At 69.9% G+C, this 15,581-nt stretch carries 19 protein-coding genes and 1 tRNA gene; 10 read left to right on the forward strand and 10 right to left on the reverse strand.

Annotation, left to right across the window (positions count from 1 at the left end; genetic code table 11):
• Positions 1-16: 16 nt before the first annotated feature.
• The 3 genes from JOD67_RS35560 to JOD67_RS35570 form a co-directional block, all read right to left on the reverse strand.
• The gene (locus tag JOD67_RS35560; RefSeq protein WP_205122054.1) at positions 17-904 is read right to left on the reverse strand and encodes a hypothetical protein; all 888 of its coding nucleotides are present in this window, start codon (positions 902-904) and stop codon (positions 17-19) included.
• A gap of 45 nt (positions 905-949) precedes the next feature.
• Positions 950-1,486, reverse strand: coding sequence for a DALR anticodon-binding domain-containing protein (locus JOD67_RS42245; protein WP_205122055.1), 537 nt, complete (start codon positions 1,484-1,486; stop codon positions 950-952).
• A 138-nt stretch (positions 1,487-1,624) separates the two neighbouring features.
• Positions 1,625-1,993: a response regulator transcription factor gene (locus tag JOD67_RS35570; RefSeq protein WP_205122056.1), complete on the reverse strand. Its 369-nt coding sequence runs from the start codon at positions 1,991-1,993 to the stop codon at positions 1,625-1,627.
• Positions 1,994-2,119: 126 nt separating this feature from the next.
• On the opposite strand from JOD67_RS35570, the gene JOD67_RS35575 reads away from it, so the two are divergent.
• Positions 2,120-2,191, forward strand: a tRNA-Arg gene (locus tag JOD67_RS35575).
• Positions 2,192-2,312: 121 nt separating this feature from the next.
• Here JOD67_RS35575 and JOD67_RS35580 read toward each other — a convergent pair.
• The 4 genes from JOD67_RS35580 to JOD67_RS35595 all read right to left on the reverse strand — a co-directional run bounded on the left by JOD67_RS35580 (position 2,313) and on the right by JOD67_RS35595 (position 4,549).
• Positions 2,313-2,519: a hypothetical protein gene (locus tag JOD67_RS35580; RefSeq protein ID WP_205122057.1), complete on the reverse strand. Its 207-nt coding sequence runs from the start codon at positions 2,517-2,519 to the stop codon at positions 2,313-2,315.
• Between the two features lie 69 nt (positions 2,520-2,588).
• Positions 2,589-2,903, reverse strand: a complete 315-nt coding sequence (locus tag JOD67_RS35585; RefSeq protein ID WP_205122058.1) for a DUF6247 family protein — start codon at positions 2,901-2,903, stop codon at positions 2,589-2,591.
• Between the two features lie 235 nt (positions 2,904-3,138).
• The gene (locus JOD67_RS35590) at positions 3,139-3,825 is read right to left on the reverse strand and encodes a hypothetical protein (protein ID WP_205122059.1); all 687 of its coding nucleotides are present in this window, start codon (positions 3,823-3,825) and stop codon (positions 3,139-3,141) included.
• 160 nt (positions 3,826-3,985) lie between these two features.
• On the reverse strand, positions 3,986-4,549 hold the full coding sequence (locus JOD67_RS35595; protein WP_205122060.1) for a dihydrofolate reductase family protein: 564 nt from the start codon (positions 4,547-4,549) through the stop codon (positions 3,986-3,988).
• Positions 4,550-4,735: 186 nt separating this feature from the next.
• Between JOD67_RS35595 and JOD67_RS35600 the strand changes: the two genes are divergently transcribed.
• Genes JOD67_RS35600 through JOD67_RS35620 form a run of 5 tightly spaced genes read left to right on the forward strand, consistent with a single transcriptional unit; the run spans position 4,736 to position 7,465 of the window.
• Complete coding sequence (locus JOD67_RS35600) at positions 4,736-5,374, forward strand: RNA polymerase sigma factor (RefSeq protein WP_205122061.1); 639 nt, start codon at positions 4,736-4,738, stop codon at positions 5,372-5,374.
• On the forward strand, positions 5,371-5,607 hold the full coding sequence (locus JOD67_RS35605; protein WP_205122062.1) for an anti-sigma factor family protein: 237 nt from the start codon (positions 5,371-5,373) through the stop codon (positions 5,605-5,607). Before JOD67_RS35600 ends, JOD67_RS35605 begins: the two co-directional genes overlap by 4 nt.
• Positions 5,608-5,646: 39 nt before the next feature.
• A complete protein-coding gene (locus JOD67_RS35610) occupies positions 5,647-6,876 on the forward strand; it encodes an MFS transporter (RefSeq protein WP_205122063.1) in 1,230 nt (409 codons plus the stop codon).
• Positions 6,873-7,070 (forward strand): anti-sigma factor family protein, encoded by a 198-nt coding sequence (locus JOD67_RS35615; protein ID WP_205122064.1) that lies wholly within the window; start codon positions 6,873-6,875, stop codon positions 7,068-7,070. Before JOD67_RS35610 ends, JOD67_RS35615 begins: the two co-directional genes overlap by 4 nt.
• Positions 7,067-7,465: a VOC family protein gene (locus tag JOD67_RS35620; protein ID WP_239554210.1), complete on the forward strand. Its 399-nt coding sequence runs from the start codon at positions 7,067-7,069 to the stop codon at positions 7,463-7,465. The genes JOD67_RS35615 and JOD67_RS35620 overlap by 4 nt, the downstream gene beginning before the upstream one ends.
• A gap of 3 nt (positions 7,466-7,468) precedes the next feature.
• Here JOD67_RS35620 and JOD67_RS35625 read toward each other — a convergent pair whose 3' ends face one another.
• A complete protein-coding gene (locus JOD67_RS35625) occupies positions 7,469-8,080 on the reverse strand; it encodes a hypothetical protein (protein WP_205122065.1) in 612 nt (203 codons plus the stop codon).
• Between the two features lie 158 nt (positions 8,081-8,238).
• On the opposite strand from JOD67_RS35625, the gene JOD67_RS35630 reads away from it, so the two are divergent.
• On the forward strand, positions 8,239-8,775 hold the full coding sequence (locus JOD67_RS35630) for a dihydrofolate reductase family protein (RefSeq protein ID WP_205122066.1): 537 nt from the start codon (positions 8,239-8,241) through the stop codon (positions 8,773-8,775).
• On the opposite strand, the gene JOD67_RS35635 is transcribed toward JOD67_RS35630, so the two are convergent.
• Positions 8,772-9,152, reverse strand: a complete 381-nt coding sequence (locus JOD67_RS35635; RefSeq protein ID WP_205122067.1) for a VOC family protein — start codon at positions 9,150-9,152, stop codon at positions 8,772-8,774. The genes JOD67_RS35630 and JOD67_RS35635 overlap by 4 nt on opposite strands.
• 141 nt (positions 9,153-9,293) lie before the next feature.
• On the opposite strand from JOD67_RS35635, the gene JOD67_RS35640 reads away from it, so the two are divergent.
• From JOD67_RS35640 to JOD67_RS35650, 3 genes are all read left to right on the forward strand, one after another.
• Positions 9,294-12,653: a S8 family peptidase gene (locus tag JOD67_RS35640; protein WP_205122068.1), complete on the forward strand. Its 3,360-nt coding sequence runs from the start codon at positions 9,294-9,296 to the stop codon at positions 12,651-12,653.
• 10 nt (positions 12,654-12,663) lie between these two features.
• Positions 12,664-13,398 (forward strand): MBL fold metallo-hydrolase, encoded by a 735-nt coding sequence (locus tag JOD67_RS35645; protein WP_205122069.1) that lies wholly within the window; start codon positions 12,664-12,666, stop codon positions 13,396-13,398.
• Positions 13,399-13,774: 376 nt separating this feature from the next.
• The gene (locus JOD67_RS35650; RefSeq protein WP_205123301.1) at positions 13,775-15,013 is read left to right on the forward strand and encodes an RNA polymerase sigma factor; all 1,239 of its coding nucleotides are present in this window, start codon (positions 13,775-13,777) and stop codon (positions 15,011-15,013) included.
• Here JOD67_RS35650 and JOD67_RS35655 read toward each other — a convergent pair.
• Entirely contained in the window at positions 15,010-15,555 is a 546-nt protein-coding gene (locus JOD67_RS35655; RefSeq protein ID WP_205122070.1) for a GNAT family N-acetyltransferase, read from the reverse strand. The two genes, JOD67_RS35650 and JOD67_RS35655, sit on opposite strands and share 4 nt — an antisense overlap.
• Between the last annotated feature and the right edge of the window lie 26 nt (positions 15,556-15,581).

A 15,581-nucleotide genomic window follows, 5' to 3' on the forward strand; every position in this document is an offset into this window, starting at 1 on the left:
ACTCTAACGAGCCGCCTCAGTCACCCCGGCCATACGTCCCGTCCGACGACCTCGGCGACTCCGGCTCCGGCTCCGACGTGCTGCGGGGGCGGGCGGGGCGGTACGGCCGCGGCGCGGGGATCGTGTTCGGGTCGTACCAGATCCGCCTGGTCACGGCGACCCACCACAGATGGAAGTCCACCTCGGTCGCGGTCGTCTCCGGCGGTGCGGCAGCCCGCGCCGCCGCCAGCCGCGCGGCCCGGTCCCACTCGACCTGACTGATCCCGGACTCCTCCAGCTCCCAGAAGTCCTGTTCGAGCTCGAAGGCCGTCCGTGGCTCGTCCGACCGTCGCGCGTTCCGGTCGCTCACCTCCGGCGGCGCGAGGTCGTACCGGAAGACCCAGACCTTGTCGCCCGGCGTCACGATCCAGCCCCAGACCGGCTCGTCCGCGAGCGAACGGTAGCGCCGCTCCTGCTCGCGGATCTCGGCGAGCTCGGCGTCGCGGACGGCCTGCTCCGCGAGGAACTGCCGCCGCAGCTCGTCCACCTCGGCCTGGTGCCGGCGCGCGATCTCGTCGAGCACGGGCTGGTACGCGAGCCGTGCGGTCTGCGTGTCCTCGTGATATCGACGCTTCGCCGACTGGATCCGCCCACGACCGCCAGGTACGTGGTGGCGCCATCGACTGCGGTAGAGCACCTTCCACAGCGCGACGTTCGCGGCGGCGATGACGTCCATGTACTCGGCCGCGGCGGACCGCCAGGCCTGCTTGTCGGCCTCGGTCCCGCGGACGGTCCCGTAGCCCAGCTCCTCGTCGTATCCGGGCAACAGATCGATCGAGTAGTAAGAGAAGTACTGCCCGTCGTGCAGGCGCGAACCTATGCCGACGAGCGTCGTCTTGATCAGGACCTGCGCGTCCTCCGGCACGCTCCCAGCATCTCTCACCCGGCGTGGGCCGGGGAAGGGTTTCGGTCAGATCCGGTCCGATGCCGGCTGCCCCAGTGCCGCGAGGCCGTGGGCCAGGACGACGCGGGTGGCGTCGACGAGGGCGAGCCTCGTTCGGTGCGTGTCGTCGGGAACGTCGTCGCCGTGCGGGATCGCGAGGCGGTCCTCGATGAACCTGGGTACGAGGTCGGCGATCTCGGCGAGCACGGCGACGATCGGCTCGGCCGTAGTGGCGCGCGCGATCACGGCAGGGTACTCCCCGAGCGCGTCGACCAGGGTGCGTTCGGGGCGCTGCTGGAGGACGTCGGGGTGGTCGAGACCTCGCTCGAGGCCGAGAGCGGCGGCGTGGCGTTGGACCATGCCGAGCATGGCGTACGCGTACCTGGCTTCGTCTGCCGGCGCGGCGAAGGTCTTCGCGGGGCCGCCGTACGTCGGGCCGATGCTCTCCAGGAGGTGCGCGAACACGGCAGTACGGAAGCGGACGTTGACGTACCCGGCTCCGGTGACCTCGGCGGCTGCGAACTCGGGGCGGTCCCCGCAGCTCGGCAGCGAGCTGCTCGGCACGTCCCCGGCCGGCCGCGAGTGCGGCGGGTGTGGCGAAGTCCCAGTCGCCGGTCGGCTGGCGGACGACCCGGATGCCGTTCGTCGTGGGTCCGAGCGCGTCGCGTACGGCGCGGGCGACCAGCTCGGCGAGCACGGGCGTCAGGCTAGCTCGCGGACCGTCGCGATCAGGCGGGCCGGGTCGAACGGCTTGGCGATGTACGCGCTCGCGCCGAGGTCCGTCGCGCGGGCGATGTCGCTGCCGCCGGCCTTGGCGCTGACCATGACGACCTTGATCCCCGCGTACGCACGGTTGGCGCGGATCCGGCGCAGCGTCTCGATGCCGTCGAGCTCGGGCATGACGACGTCCAGCGTGATCAGATCCGGCTTGAACTCGGGGATGCGGGCGAGGCACGCGGCACCGTCCGGCGCCTCGTCGACGACGAACCCCTCCAGCTCGAGGTTGACGACGATCAGCCTGCTGATCGTCGCCGAATCGTCCGTGACCAGCACACGTCGTTCCTCTGCCACGTGGGCAGGCTAGTGGCGCTGCCGCCTCGGCGAAGGCGAAACCAGTGGGCCGCCGCGCCGGGGGAACGTAGGCTTGCCCAGATCCGGCCCGGTCCGGCCTGCCTGCTACCCTGGCAGCCGTCCCGAGCCCCCGTAGCTCAGGGGATAGAGCAACGGCCTCCGGAGCCGTGTGCGCAGGTTCGAATCCTGCCGGGGGCGCCCTCTCTCACCACCATGATCACGGTTCTGACCTGCAGAAATGCGCAGCCTCGATAACGGTCACTGTCTCCTCGACGAGATGCGGGGAAAGTAGAGGCCTCCGCTCGCGTGCGGTGGGCGGTCAGTCGATCCAGTGCAGCTGGACGAGCACCACGGACCGCTGCTCCTCAAGGACGAAGTAGACGAGGTGTGCGCCTCGTTGGGTAGGTCCGAAGTAGCGGACTCGCATGTTGCCCGGTCGCTTGGGGTCTGGCAGCGGAGCGTTCCACGGGTCGGTTTCGATCGCGACGCGAACATCGGCGTAGAAGGGCAACAGGTCGACCGGCATGGTGTCGACGGCGGCAGCTACCTCGGGGTAGGCCTCGATCTCGTACTCAGGGCGACGGCAGAGTGCTTGTTAGCCGCGGCGGGCGAGGATCTCATCTGCGGTGGGCGCGGGGACCAGCCCGAACCGGGACTTGACGGACTCCCACGGTTCGCCGGCGGCCGCCGCGGCCTGGATCGCCTCAGCGCGCGCCATCCTGTCCCGGAAGCCGTCCGGGTCGCCGTTCACGAGCCACGCGAGACGACGCCAGCGTTCGAGGACGTCGTCCAGCTCGGTCAGGTCCAGCCGTTCCCGCGCGACGTCGAGGGCGTGCGACCACTCGGCGTCGAACGCCGGACGGTCCTCGGGTAGCAGTTCGGCCCGGACCTCGGCCGGTGTGCGCTGCATCGGATGCGGCGCACCGTGATCGTCATGTGCAGGTGCCGCAGACATGGCGTTCACAGGACCGCCCTCCACCCCCCGGCGACTCGTTCGAGTACCGGGCGCTGACCACGAATGATGTCGAGCGGACCCAGCGCCAGAGGAACACGCTCGGAGATGGTAAGTGCCTTTCGTGCGCCTCGCCTCCCGTGGTCCACAGACAACGAGGCTATGCCCAGCCCTGGCTTACGACGAGGTGTTATCACCGGGGAGGGACCGGAGGCCGTCCGGACGCCGTTCGCGCAGCCACGCGCTGCAGCCGTACGACGGCGACGACCATCGCCACCTCGAGGAGGATCGAGACGACCGCGAGCCACCCGATCTCGAACGTGATCGCGATGCCGATCACGATGGCGTTCAGGACGAGGAGCGGCATCATGATCATGGCAGCCCGGTTCCGGCGGAAGTGCTCGGGCGAAGTGTCCATCCGATTCTCCTCGATCGCCTGGCGGGGGCGCAGCAGGATCTGCGTCGGCCACAGCACCACGACGAAGATCGCGAGCGCCAGCAGCAGACCCGCGGCGTACCCCATCAGACCGAACAACACCGACGGCACCGCCGGTCCGTCAGCCGGGAACCAGTAATGCCACTTGTCCGCTGCTTGTGCCGTCGCCAGCGCGCCGGAAGCCCGCACCGTGACCTCGGCGATCCCCATCGCGATCACGGCACCGGCCGCGCCGAACACGGGGAACAGGAACCAGCGCCGGGTGACCTCAGCCATCGACAGGTCGTGCTTGCCGCCCCAGGCCAGTTCGAGCGTCGGGAAGGCGCCGGCGATGGCGGGGCCGACGAACATGAGGTAGCTGAGCGGGTTCTCGCCCTCTGAATCGCCGACGCCCGCGCGGAACCCGACAGCGCTCGACAGGACGCCGATCACCGTGACGATCATGGCCGGCACGCTGTAGTTCGATGCGATCCACGCACGGACGGACCTCGGTCGGGAGCGTTGGGGCCTGCGTCTCGCCATCCGGCGACCCTATCGAGGAGAGTGCCCACCGCATCGGCCCACAGGCAGCGAGGTCAACGGCGAGACTGCCGGGGGCGCCCTCTCACCGCTTCGTCTCGTACCTGGTCATGACCACGCCGCCGGGGAACGTTCGTGTCTCCATCAGGTTCAGGTTCACCCAGCTGTCCAGCGCGGTGAAGAACGGTAAGCCACCGCCCACCAGCACAGGATGGGTGACGATCTCGTACTCGTCGACCAACCCGGCCCGCATCGCCGCCCCAGCAAGCGTTGCGCCACCGACCCGCATCGGCTCGCCGTCGCCGGCCTTGAGCCGGGTGATCTCCGCAACAGCGTCGCCAGCGACCAAGCGCGTGTTCCAGTCGACCTTGTCGATCGTCGAGGAGAACACCACCTTCGGCGTGTCCCGCCAGTTCCGCGCGAACGCGATCTGCGCCGGGGTGGCGTCGGGCTGCTGGTCGCCGGTCGGCCAGTGGGAACTCATCATCTCCCACAGCTTGCGGCCGTACATCAACAGCCCGATCGCCACCTCCTGGTCGAGCCACCACTGGAACAGCTCGTCGTTCGGCACGCCCCAACCGATGTCGTCGCCAGGCGCGGCGATGTAGCCGTCCAGGGTCAGGTTCATGCCATAGACCAGTTTCCGCATGACGCCATGCCTTTCTGCCCGGCGGCCTGTCTCCGGTCGCCTCTCGCCGCTTATACGAACGACTCATGCCGGATTCGACACGCTATCGAGAGCAGCTCTGGACCGGCCTCGTCTCACCTCGCCCACGCACGCACGCAGCGCACCGGATCGAGGCAGTCAGCGAAGCGCGCCGCCTATGCTGCCCGGATGGACCTCCCGCCCGATGCGACGCTCGTCGCGCGCTTGCGGGACGGGGACGAGGCCGCGTTCGCGCTGATGCTGGACGCCTGGTCCACCGGCATGCTCCGCCTCGCCCGCACGTTCGTCGCCACCCACGAGTCCGCGGCGGAGATCGTGCAGGAGACGTGGATCGCCGTCCTGCAGGGCATCGACGGGTTCGAGGGACGTTCGTCGCTGAAGACCTGGGTCTACCGGATCCTCGTCAACACCGCGAAACGCCACGGTGCGCGGGAGCGGCGCACGATTCCGTGGAGCAGCCTGGTCGGCGAGGACGAGGGTCCTACGGTCGATCCGTCGCGCTTCCACACTGCCGGGCCGTACGAGGGCCACTGGCGCGAGTTCCCGCACGCCTGGCCGTCACCGGAGCAGGAGACGCTGGCTGGCGAGACCCGGCGGCAGGTCGCGGCCGCGTTGGAACGGCTGCCCGAACGGCAACGGGCCGTGATCGCGTTGCGGGACGTCGAGGGCTACTCCTCCGACGAGGTCTGCGCGATCCTGGAGATCTCGGCGGCGAACCAACGGGTGCTGCTCCACCGTGCCCGGGCGTTCGTGCGCGCGGCTTTGGAGGGCTACTTCGCCACGGCAGGAGAGGAGACGCGAACGTGACCGACCTGGTCTGCACCGAGTTCGTGGAGCTCGTCACCGCGTTCCTCGAAGGCGGGCTCGACCCGGAGACCGAGGGCCGGTTCGTCGACCACCTCGCGCAATGCCCCGGCTGCGAGCGCTACCTCGACCAGTTCCGCGGCACGATCGAGACCCTCGGCGAGCTGCCCGAGGAGACGCTGTCGGATCAGGCGCGGCGCGACCTGCTCGACGCCTTCCGCGACTGGAACCGTTGATCATGTAACGCTTCGGGCGGCCGCCGACACTGAGCCGGCATGAATCTTCGACTTCGCCGCCGGATGGTGCCGCTGTACGTCGCGGCCGTCCTGCAGGGCTTCGGCCTCTGGGTCCCGATCGAGAAGCTGTTCATGAACGAGATCGGCTTCGACGCCGCGTCGGTCGGGCTGATGGCTGCCGCGTACGCCGCGCTGGTGCCGATCGTGGAGATCCCGTCCGGCATTCTCGCGGACCGGTGGAGCCGCCGCGGCGTCCTGATCCTCGCCGCCGTCGCGATGTTCGGGAGCACCGTCATCGGCGGTCTCAGTACGAACGTGGTGACGTACATCGTCGCCGCGCTCGTGCTCGCCTTCTACTTCGCCATGTACTCGGGGACGATGGACTCGATCGTCTACGACACGGTGCTCGAGGAGACCGGCGACAGCGACGCGTTCCAGAAGCAGCTCGGCCGCGTCCGCGTCGTCGAGAGCTGCGCGCTCGTCGCGAGTGCGCTGCTCGGGGGCTGGCTCGCGAGCCTCACCTCGCCGCGCCTGACGTACTTCCTGACGCTGCCGTTCCTCGCGCTGTCGGTCGTCGCGTACCTGAGGTTCCGCGAACCGCAGCTGCACAAGGCCCGCGAGGCCACGTCGGTACGCGACCAGATCACGCTCACCTACCGCACCCTGCTCCGCCGCGGTCAGCTCCTCCCGATCGTCGCGCTGACCGTGCTCACCGCGCTCATCCTGCAGGTGGTCATCGAGTTCGGCCCGCTGTGGCTGCTCGCGCTGTCGGCCTCGGCCGTGGTGTACGGGCCGTTCTGGGCCGGCGTCATGTCCAGCTTCGGGGTCGGTGGGCTGATCGCCGGTCGGTTGCGGCTGGACCGGCCCGCGCCGTTCGCGCTGGTGGTCGGGCTGATGCTGCTCGCGAGCCTCACGCTCGTCACCAGCCGGAGCCTGCTGCTGATCTCGGCCGCTCAGGTCGTGCTCGCGATCCTCGTCGTGGTGGTGGGCATCTACGTCGCGCGGTTGCTGCACGACGGCATCCCGTCGGAGGTACGGGCCGGCGTGGCGTCGGGCGTCGGCGCGCTCAGCTGGATCGCGTTCCTGCCTTTCGCGCTCACGTTCGGCGTGGTGAGCAAGAGCAACGGGGTCCACACCGCGGGCTGGATGATCGTCGGAGCGGTCGTCCTCGTCGCCGTCGCGCTGGTGGCCGTCACGCTGCGCCGCGTCCCGGCCGAGCCCGAGGCCGAGCCCGCGTTGGTGCCGATCGAGGCGGGGCAGCCGTCGTGAACGACCTTGCCTGCAGGGAGTTCGTCGAGCTCGTCACCGACTACCTCGACGGAACGCTGGACGCCGCACGTACCGAACGCTTCCTCACCCACCGCGCCACCTGCCCCGGCTGCGCGCCGTACCTGGACCAGATCAGGCGGACCATCGCCCTGCTTCGCGACCTCGACCGACCTCACCTTGGGAGTACGCCATGACCGACGCCAACCGCGACGACGGAATCCTCAACGGGACAAGGGCCTACAGCGGAATCGCCGTAGACGACCTCACGGCGGCCAAGCAGTTCTACGAACGGACGCTGGCACTCACAGTGATCGAGGAAGGCGACCTGCTGAATGTCACGATCGCCGGCGGGGCGCGGGTGCTGATCTATCCCAAGCCCGACCATCAGCCCGCCACGTTCACCGTCCTCAACTTTCCGGTCGACGACATCGACACCGCCGTCGACGGCCTGACCGCACGCGGCGTGCGGTTCAAGCGGTTCGACGGGATCGAGGTCGACGAGAAGGGCATCTCCCGCGGCGACGGGCCGTCCATCGCGTGGTTCACCGATCCCGCCGGCAACGTGCTGTCCGTCCTTCAAGAGAAGTAGCGCTCAAGCCACGTCGGCGGTCAGGTGAGCGCGGACGGACTTGAGGAGGTCCTTCGGCTCGTCGGCCCAGAGGTTCACCTCGGTGACGGTGTGGTCGCCGTCGTGGCGGGGGACGACGATGGGTTCGCGCAGGCTGACCTGGACGTTGGTCTGTTTGACCTGCACCACATGGAGAATCGTGCCGTCGAACTGGACGGACCGGCCCTTCTCCAGGTCGCGCCGCACCTGCTTCACCGTGTCGATCGCGGACCACGGGATCGTCAGGTCGATCGAGATCCCGTAACGCACCCGCAGCCCTGACGGGCCGACCGTGTGCGGGTGGATCTTGAGGCTCGCGAGCAGGCCGACCATCCAGGCGAGACCCCAGATCCCCAACACCAGCAGGGCATTGCGCGAGTGCTCCCACGGCAGCGCGAGGTGGACGACGGGGACCTCGATCGCGTTCATGACGATGAACGCCCAGATCAGCGGAGCGCTGGCGCCAGCGTACGGATGGAGCTCAGCGCCCGGCTCGTTCGTCCGCGGCCGCCGCAGCAGCCAGCGGAACAGGCTGCGCCACAGGCCGATCTCGTACCTGATCACTCGCCACGCGAGGCGGAACCCGCTCTTCGCCATGTGCTGCACCTCCTTCATTGTGAAGTCTATTCACAATCTACTTGTTGGCGCAATTGATGGCGCGATCCGTGGGGTTCCGGTCGTGGACGACCGCCGGCTCAGCGCCCTACCGTGGAGGCGTTGACGCGAAATTTCTCGCATTAGAGAGGACTCGACTGATGGGAATCGTGAAGACCGACCTCACCGTCTCCGCCGACGGCTACCTGGCCGGACCCAAGCAGAGCGCGGAGAACCCGTTCGGCGAAGGCGGCGATCGCCTGTTCGCCTGGGAGGACGACGAGGCCAACGCGCCGGCCTTCGAGTCGACCCCGACGGGTGCGTACGTCGTCGGGCGCAACCTGTACGCCGCGGACCTGCCGTACGACGCCCCGGTGTTCGTCCTCACTCATGACCCGCGCGATCCGGTGACGAACGGCGGCACCACGTTCCACTTCGTCACCACCGGCATCGAGGCCGCACTCGAGCAGGCGCGCGAGACCGCGGGCGACCGCGACGTGCACGTCGCCGGCGGCGCGGAGACGGTACGGCAGTACCTTGCCGCGGGACTGCTCGACGAGCTCGTACTCCACCTCGCGCCGCTCACCCTCGGCGCCGGCGAGCGACCGCTGGACGGCGTCGGGAGCCTCACCTTCGAGCAGGTCGAGGTCGACCCGAAGCCCGCGGTCACCCACGTCAGGTACCGCGTCCAGCGCTAGGCCCAGGTCTTGGCCGTCGCGTCGAACAGGGCCTGGTCGCTCTCCACCGGCAGGACGCAGAGCAGATGGCCACCGGGCGCGCGCAGGATGCGGCACTCCTGCCACCGTTGGACCAGCTCGGCCCCGAGTGCCACGAGCCGCTCCAGCTCGGCCTCGGGGTCGTCGCTCTCGATGTCCACGTGGTACCGCGGCGCGTCGTCGACCGCCTGCAGCGCTAGCCGGACCCCGTCCGTCGCTCCCGGCAAGCTGATGAACTGCGGCTCGTCCGGAAGTGGCCGAGCTTGGACTCCCAACGCGGCGGACCAGAAGTCCGTCGCGCCGGCGACCTGCTCGCGCGGCGTGTCGATGAGGACGGCGTAGACGCGGCTCCGATGCATGGCAGCCATTCAACCGCGCCCCACGTGCGAGGTGTCGAGTTCCCGACTTGCCGAGTTACGACACGTTTGGGGTCTGGGTGTGGCGATGGGTGGGAGACATCGTGGATCGGAGCATTTCGTGGCACCGCAGAGAGGACCCTGATGTCTCGGACGCGCCGCATCGCCGCCGTCGCTACGACGTTGGCGCTTCTGATCGTCGCGCTTGGCCAGACGAACGCCCAGGCAGCCGAGCCTGAGCGCGGCGGCCCTGACACCGGCCTCGTCGGCCAGGTCACGCTCGTGACCGGCCACGTCGTGCAGGTCGCGCGCGGGCCGAACGGGCGCCTGGCGGCAACGGTCGAGGCACCGGACAACCGCGATGCCGACGTCCTGTCGTTCATCGACGGCGACGGCGACCTGCACGTGCTGCCGCGCGAGATCCTCCCGCTCCTGCAGGCCGATCGCATCGACCGGCGGCTGTTCAACGTCAGCGACCTCGTCGCGCAGGGGTACGACGACAAGCGTCGCTCGACGATCCCGCTCATCGTCGAGTACCCGGACGCCACCTCCGCGACCGCCGTCCAAGCCAAGGCGCGCACGCTCTCGGCCGCCGGCGCGACAAAGACCCGCGCGTTCGGCCACGCCGACGCCGTCGCGGTCGCGGTGCCCAAGGACGACGCCGACGGGTTCTGGTCGGCCAGCAAGGCGATGAACGATGCCGACAAGATCTGGCTCGACGGCAAGGTCAAGGTGACGCTGGAACAGAGCGTCCCGCTGATCGGCGCCCCGCCGGCCTGGGCGGCCGGGTACGACGGCGAGGGCACCAAGGTCGCCGTCCTCGACACCGGGTACGACCCCACGCACCCCGACCTCGCCGGCAAGGTCAGTGCCGAGCGCGACTTCACCGGCGGCACGTCGGCCGTCGACGGGCACGGTCACGGCACCCACGTCGCGGCCACGGTGGCAGGCAGCGGTGCGGCCTCCGAAGGCCGGCGCAAGGGCGTGGCTCCAGCCGCGGACCTGATGGTGGGCAAGGTGCTCGGCGACGACGGTTTCGGCGACGAGTCCTGGATCATCGCCGGCATGGAGTGGGCCGCGGCCGGCGGCGCCAAGGTCGTCAGCATGAGCCTCGGCGGCGATCCCACCGACGGCACCGACCTGCTGTCGCGCGCGGTCGACTCCCTCACCACGGACACCGGCACGCTCTTCGTCGTCGCCGCGGGCAACTACGGGCCTGGATCCGGGACGGTCAGTACGCCCGGCAGCGCTACCACCGCACTGACCGTCGGCGCCACCGACAAGTCCGACGAGTTGGCGGACTTCTCCAGTCGGGGACCACGCCTCGGCGACGCCGCCGTCAAGCCCGAGTTGACAGCACCGGGTGTGAACATCGTCGCGGCGAGGGCGGCCGGTACGTCGCTCGGCTCCGTCGTCGACGAGCAGTACACGTCGGTCTCCGGAACGTCGATGGCCACCCCGCACGTCGCGGGCGCCGCCGCGATCCTCGTCCAACGGCACCCGACGTGGACACCCGCGCAGCTCAAGGCGGCGTTGGTCGGTTCGGCGAAGGCTCCGACCAGCGGCACGGTGTTCGGCCACGGGTCGGGACGGCTGGACGTGCCGGCCGCGTTGAACGCGAACGTCATCGCCGAGCCGAGCACGTTGACGTTCGGCTTCGTGCCGTGGCCGCCCACAGGCACGGCACCGGTTGAGCGCAAGGCGACGTACCGCAACACCGGCACGGCACCGGTCACGCTCGACCTCGCGCTGTCCGCCGCGTACACCGCGGGCGGCCAGCTGCCCGCCGGTGCCGCGACCGTGACGCCGGCGCAGGTCGTCGTTCCAGCCGGCGGTACGGCCGAAGCGACCGTGACCGTCAAGCCCGAACTGGTCGAGGCCGGCGACGTGAGCGGCCTGCTCGTCGCCACCGGCGGCGGTGCGACCGTCAGGACGCCGTGGTCGTACGCCGAGGAGGACCCGCACTACGACCTCACCGTCGACGCGATCGGCTCCAACGGCAAGTCGTCGACCGGCTGGGCGATGATCTGGACCAAGTCGTTCGGCTTCTACTACTACGCCATGAGCTTCGACGGCACCGGACCCAAGACGATGCGGCTCCCGGCGGGCGACGACTACATGGTCCTCGGCGGCGTCACGACCGAGGACGCGAACGGCACGATCCTCGCCGAGACCGTCGACGGCACGCCGCAGCTCGCGTTGACCGAGAACCGGACGGTCACGCTGGACGCGCGGCGCGGCAACCCGCTGTCGTTCCGCACGCCGCGAGCCTCGACGCCTACGCAGCTCCAGTTGGGCTGGAAGCGGTGGTACGACGACGGCGACCACATGGACGCGCAACTCATGTACTCCGGCAAGGTCCCGCAGCTCGCCGTGGCACCGAGCGCACCGGTGCGGGCGGGTGAGTTCGAGTTCGTCGCCGGCGGGCGGCTCGTGCGGCCGGGCTCGGCGCCCGGGCGGTCGCCGTACGTCTACGACCTGCTCGTGCCGACCGCGGACCGGCTCCCGGCGAGCGGCACGTTCCGGATCACCAGCCGCGACCTGACGACGATCGACACCACGTTCGTCGGCGTCGGTGCGGACGGGCGGACCACCCGGGAGAGTCGGGTCGGTTTCTCCGAGCGCGGGTCGCTGCGGGTCACCGGGCTCACCCCGGTGGTCGCCGAGCCGCGGCGCACGGACTACGTGTCGGCGAATGGGACGCGCTGGGGCTCGATGGTCAGGCTGCCCACGGCCCGCGCGGACAAGGTGCCGGTGATGTGGTCGAACTACCGCACGTACCGACCGGGCAGCAAGTCCTCCGAACGCTGGTGGGGCGCGCCGTACACGGTCGGAACGGACTCGGAGTTCTCCATCACCGACGTGTACCGGCGGGAGAACAGCCTCAACGTCCTGCTGCGCGACTACCAGGACGGCGTGCCCGGGCACTGGGGCGACTCCTACCTCAACCAGGACCAGCATCAGTCGGTGAGCAGCCGCATCTACCGCGGCGACGAGCTGCTGGCCGAGGCGCCGAGGGGGTCGGTCGACGTGGACGGGCTGCCGCCGGAGCCGGCGACGTACCGGTTCGTGCACACGATCCGGCGGCAGGGGCCGGTGTGGACGAGCTCGTCGTTCAGCGAGTCGGACTGGACGTTCCGGTCGGCGTACGAGGGGGACACGTCCTGGCCGCCGCGCGGCATCCCGCTGCTCGACCTGGACTGGGCGGTGCCGACGGACTCGAGCAATACGGCGCCACCTGGGCGTCCGTTCGCCATCGACCTGCAGGCGCGGCACGTACGCGGACTGCAAGCGGGCACGCTGGAGCCGGCGAAGCTCTCGCTGTCGTACGACGACGGCACGACCTGGCAGTCGGTGCCGCTGCGGCCGCGCGGGAACGGCCGCTACACGGCGGTCCTGGTCCATGCCGCCAAGCCCGGTTGGGTTTCGCTGCGCGGCGAGGTGAGCGACAGCGTGGGTGGGACGCTCAAGCAGACGACGATCCGCGCTTACCGCTTGCGCTGAGGACTTGGTGGTGAGCATCGAGCTGACACCGATACCCCTGGGTCTTTTCTGGGTGCCGGGTGGCGACCTCGCGAAGTACGAGACGCGGGTGCGGGCGCCGTACGTCGTCTGCGCGTACCTGCTCCGGCACCCCGAGGGAACCGTCCTGTTCGACACGGGGATCGTCGGCGACGCCGAGGCCGTGCGGCGGTACACGCCGCGAACGTTCCAGCTCGAGGAGCAGCTCGCGGCCGCCGGTGCGGCTCTCGGCGACATCGATGTCGTCGTCAACTGCCACTTGCATGCGGACCATGCGGGTGGGAACCACCTGTTCGCCGGCACGCCGATCGTGGTGCAGCGGCGCGAGGTCGAGGCCGCTCTCGATTCGGACTACACGGTGCGCGGGGCGGCCGTCGACTTCCCGGGTGTGAGTCTCCAGGTCGTCGACGGTCGGCACGAGCTGATGGCGGGTGTCACCGTCGTGCCGACGCTGGGACACTCGCCGGGTCATCAGAGCCTGCTCATCAGCGGGATGGCGGAAGGCACCGTGCTGCTGGCCGGGCAGGCGTTCGACCAGGCCAGCGACTACGCACTCGCCGACCTGGCCGTCCGCCTTGGCGCCAGCGACCTCGACGTCACGGCACCGGACTGGATGGACGAGCTCCGGCACGTGGACACGGCGTACTTCGCCCACGACCTCACCCGCTGGCAGCCCCCGACCGCCACCTTCACCGGCACCGACGCCCTGGCCGCGTGGCCGGACTAGCGATCCCGACCACGACTACCCCGTGGATCGTTGCCCTATTGACGGAAACGGTTGTTGAGGAACGCCCAGAGGGCGGCCTTCTCCAGTCTCGCGCTCCACGCGCGGCGACGTTTCGCCTTCGTGGGCGGGACCTGGGTGGGTTCTTGACTCTGCTGGAGCGACCGGCGGGGGCGCCCGCGGGTTGGGATGACCCTCATGCTCTCTTCTGCCAAGCATAGTGGCGAGGTCAAGGTCCCGAGCGTCGTTTCGACGACCCCCTTCCCCTCTCGGCCGACCTCCTCAAGCAAGAATCCGGTAGGCAGGTTGTCGGATCGGGGCGCACGCGTTCGTAGCGAGAGTGAGCGACGACCCCAGCCACAAGGAGGTGATCCAGGGCGTGAGCGACGTCGAAGAAGCCATCACCGCCGCGCACCATGAGGAGTGGGCGCGGGTGGTCGCCTCGCTGACCAAGCGCTTCGGCGACCTCGACGTCGCCGAGGAGGCTGCTGCCGAGGCGTTCGCGACCGCCGTCGAGCGGTGGCCGACCGACGGTGTCCCGCCCAACCCTGGTGCCTGGCTGACGATGACCGCCAACCGCAAGGCCATCGACCGCATCCGGCGCGAAAGCAAGCGCGACGGCAAGCACAAGGAGGCTCAGATGGCGTACGACGACGACCCGCCGGAGCCCCTCGGGGCCATCGAGGACGAGCGGCTCCGGCTGATCTTCACCTGCTGCCATCCCGCCCTCGCGATGGAGACCCGCATCGCGCTGACGCTGCGCATGGTCGGCGGCCTGACCATGCCCGAGATCGCCCGCGCGTTCCTGGTTCAGGAGGCCGCGATGGGCCAGCGGATCACCCGCGCGAAGGCCAAGATCAAAGCGGCGCGCATCCCGTACCAGGTCCCCAACGCCGAGGACCTCCCCGAACGCGTCTCCGGCGTCCTCGCCGTGCTCTTCCTCGTGTTCAACGAGGGCTACCTGGCGACCGGCCCCGACACCGATCCCGTACGCCCCACCCTCACCGCCGAGGCGATCCGGCTCACCCGCCTGATCCGCACCCTGCTGCCGAACGACGGCGAGGTCGCCGGCCTGCTGGCGTTGATGCTGCTCATCGAGGCCCGCCGCACCGCTCGGGTCGCGGCGAACGGCGAACTGGTCAGCCTCGACGAACAGGACCGCGGCGCCTGGAACGCGGCGCTGGTCACCGAGGGGCACCGGCTGGTCCGCGAACGTCTCGTCGCCGGCGAAGCTCCCGGCCGCTACCAGATCCTCGCGGCCATCAACGCCGTCCACACCGACGCCCGCGACGTACGCGACACCGACTGGTCCCAGGTCGTCGCCCTGTACGACCAGCTCGTCAGTCTCGACGCCTCACCGGTCATCGCCCTCAACCGGGCGATCGCGGTCGCCGAGCTCGACGGCCCTGAGGTGGCGCTGGGTGCCATCGACCGGCTCGAGGACAAGCTGGCCGGCTACCACGCGTACCACGCCGCCCGCGCCGACCTCCTCCGCAGGCTCGGCCGCAGCCAGGACTCGCGCGCGGCGTACGACAAGGCCATCGAGCTCGCGGGCAACACCGCCGAGACCGCTTACCTCACCCGCCGCCGCGACCAGCTCGGGCTCACGACCACCTAAACCGTCTTGCGCATCAGGGCCGCCGGCCAGGAGATGTCGTCCAGAACGCGAACGGTCACTCGCTCGGCGACGTGATAGCCGAGGCGGAGGCGTACGGCCTCGCTCAACGGCGTGCACAGCGCCTCGAAGCGCCGGAAGCCCGCGATCCGGGCCGCGGCCTCGGTCGTCTGCGCGAGCAGCGACGCGAAGCCGCGGCGGGTCCACGCCGGGTCGACGTACGTCGCGCGCATCGTCGCCGTCGTGACAGCGGCCGAGTGCGCCGAGTGCGCCGAGCCGTCCGGCGTCCCTGGTGGATAGAACTGACCGCGGGCGCTCCATCCGCTGCCGGCGACGAGGAGCCCGTCGACCTCCAGCACGTAGTAGGTGCCGTCGGCGAACAGCTCCTCCTCGACCTGGTAGAGCCCCACCGTCCGCCCGGCCTCGAGCTGGGCCGCGGTGTAGACCTCGTCCAGCAGCGTCAGCACGGACCGCTCCGCCAACGCGTGCACGGCCGCCAGGTCCTTCAGCGACGCCGGCCGGACGATGATCCTGGGTGTCTCCATGCCCCCAGAGTCTCCACGATCGAGCG

Origin of the sequence: Tenggerimyces flavus (assembly GCF_016907715.1) — a bacterium.
Taxonomy (GTDB): domain Bacteria; phylum Actinomycetota; class Actinomycetes; order Propionibacteriales; family Actinopolymorphaceae; genus Tenggerimyces; species Tenggerimyces flavus.

What these genes read in the sequence shown, in the direction of transcription:
- JOD67_RS35580 (WP_205122057.1), bottom strand. Translation starts at nt 2,519, where the DNA reads ATGCCGGTCGACCTGTTGCCCTTCTACGCCGATGTTCGCGTCGCGATC.
- JOD67_RS35585 (WP_205122058.1), bottom strand. Translation starts at nt 2,903, where the DNA reads ATGCAGCGCACACCGGCCGAGGTCCGGGCCGAACTGCTACCCGAGGAC.
- JOD67_RS35590 (WP_205122059.1), bottom strand. Translation starts at nt 3,825, where the DNA reads ATGATCGTCACGGTGATCGGCGTCCTGTCGAGCGCTGTCGGGTTCCGC.
- JOD67_RS35595 (WP_205122060.1), bottom strand. Translation starts at nt 4,549, where the DNA reads ATGCGGAAACTGGTCTATGGCATGAACCTGACCCTGGACGGCTACATC.
- JOD67_RS35600 (WP_205122061.1), top strand. Translation starts at nt 4,736, where the DNA reads ATGGACCTCCCGCCCGATGCGACGCTCGTCGCGCGCTTGCGGGACGGG.
- JOD67_RS35610 (WP_205122063.1), top strand. Translation starts at nt 5,647, where the DNA reads ATGAATCTTCGACTTCGCCGCCGGATGGTGCCGCTGTACGTCGCGGCC.
- JOD67_RS35620 (WP_239554210.1), top strand. Translation starts at nt 7,067, where the DNA reads ATGACCGACGCCAACCGCGACGACGGAATCCTCAACGGGACAAGGGCC.
- JOD67_RS35625 (WP_205122065.1), bottom strand. Translation starts at nt 8,080, where the DNA reads ATGGCGAAGAGCGGGTTCCGCCTCGCGTGGCGAGTGATCAGGTACGAG.
- JOD67_RS35630 (WP_205122066.1), top strand. Translation starts at nt 8,239, where the DNA reads ATGGGAATCGTGAAGACCGACCTCACCGTCTCCGCCGACGGCTACCTG.
- JOD67_RS35635 (WP_205122067.1), bottom strand. Translation starts at nt 9,152, where the DNA reads ATGCATCGGAGCCGCGTCTACGCCGTCCTCATCGACACGCCGCGCGAG.
- JOD67_RS35640 (WP_205122068.1), top strand. Translation starts at nt 9,294, where the DNA reads ATGTCTCGGACGCGCCGCATCGCCGCCGTCGCTACGACGTTGGCGCTT.
- JOD67_RS35655 (WP_205122070.1), bottom strand. Translation starts at nt 15,555, where the DNA reads ATGGAGACACCCAGGATCATCGTCCGGCCGGCGTCGCTGAAGGACCTG.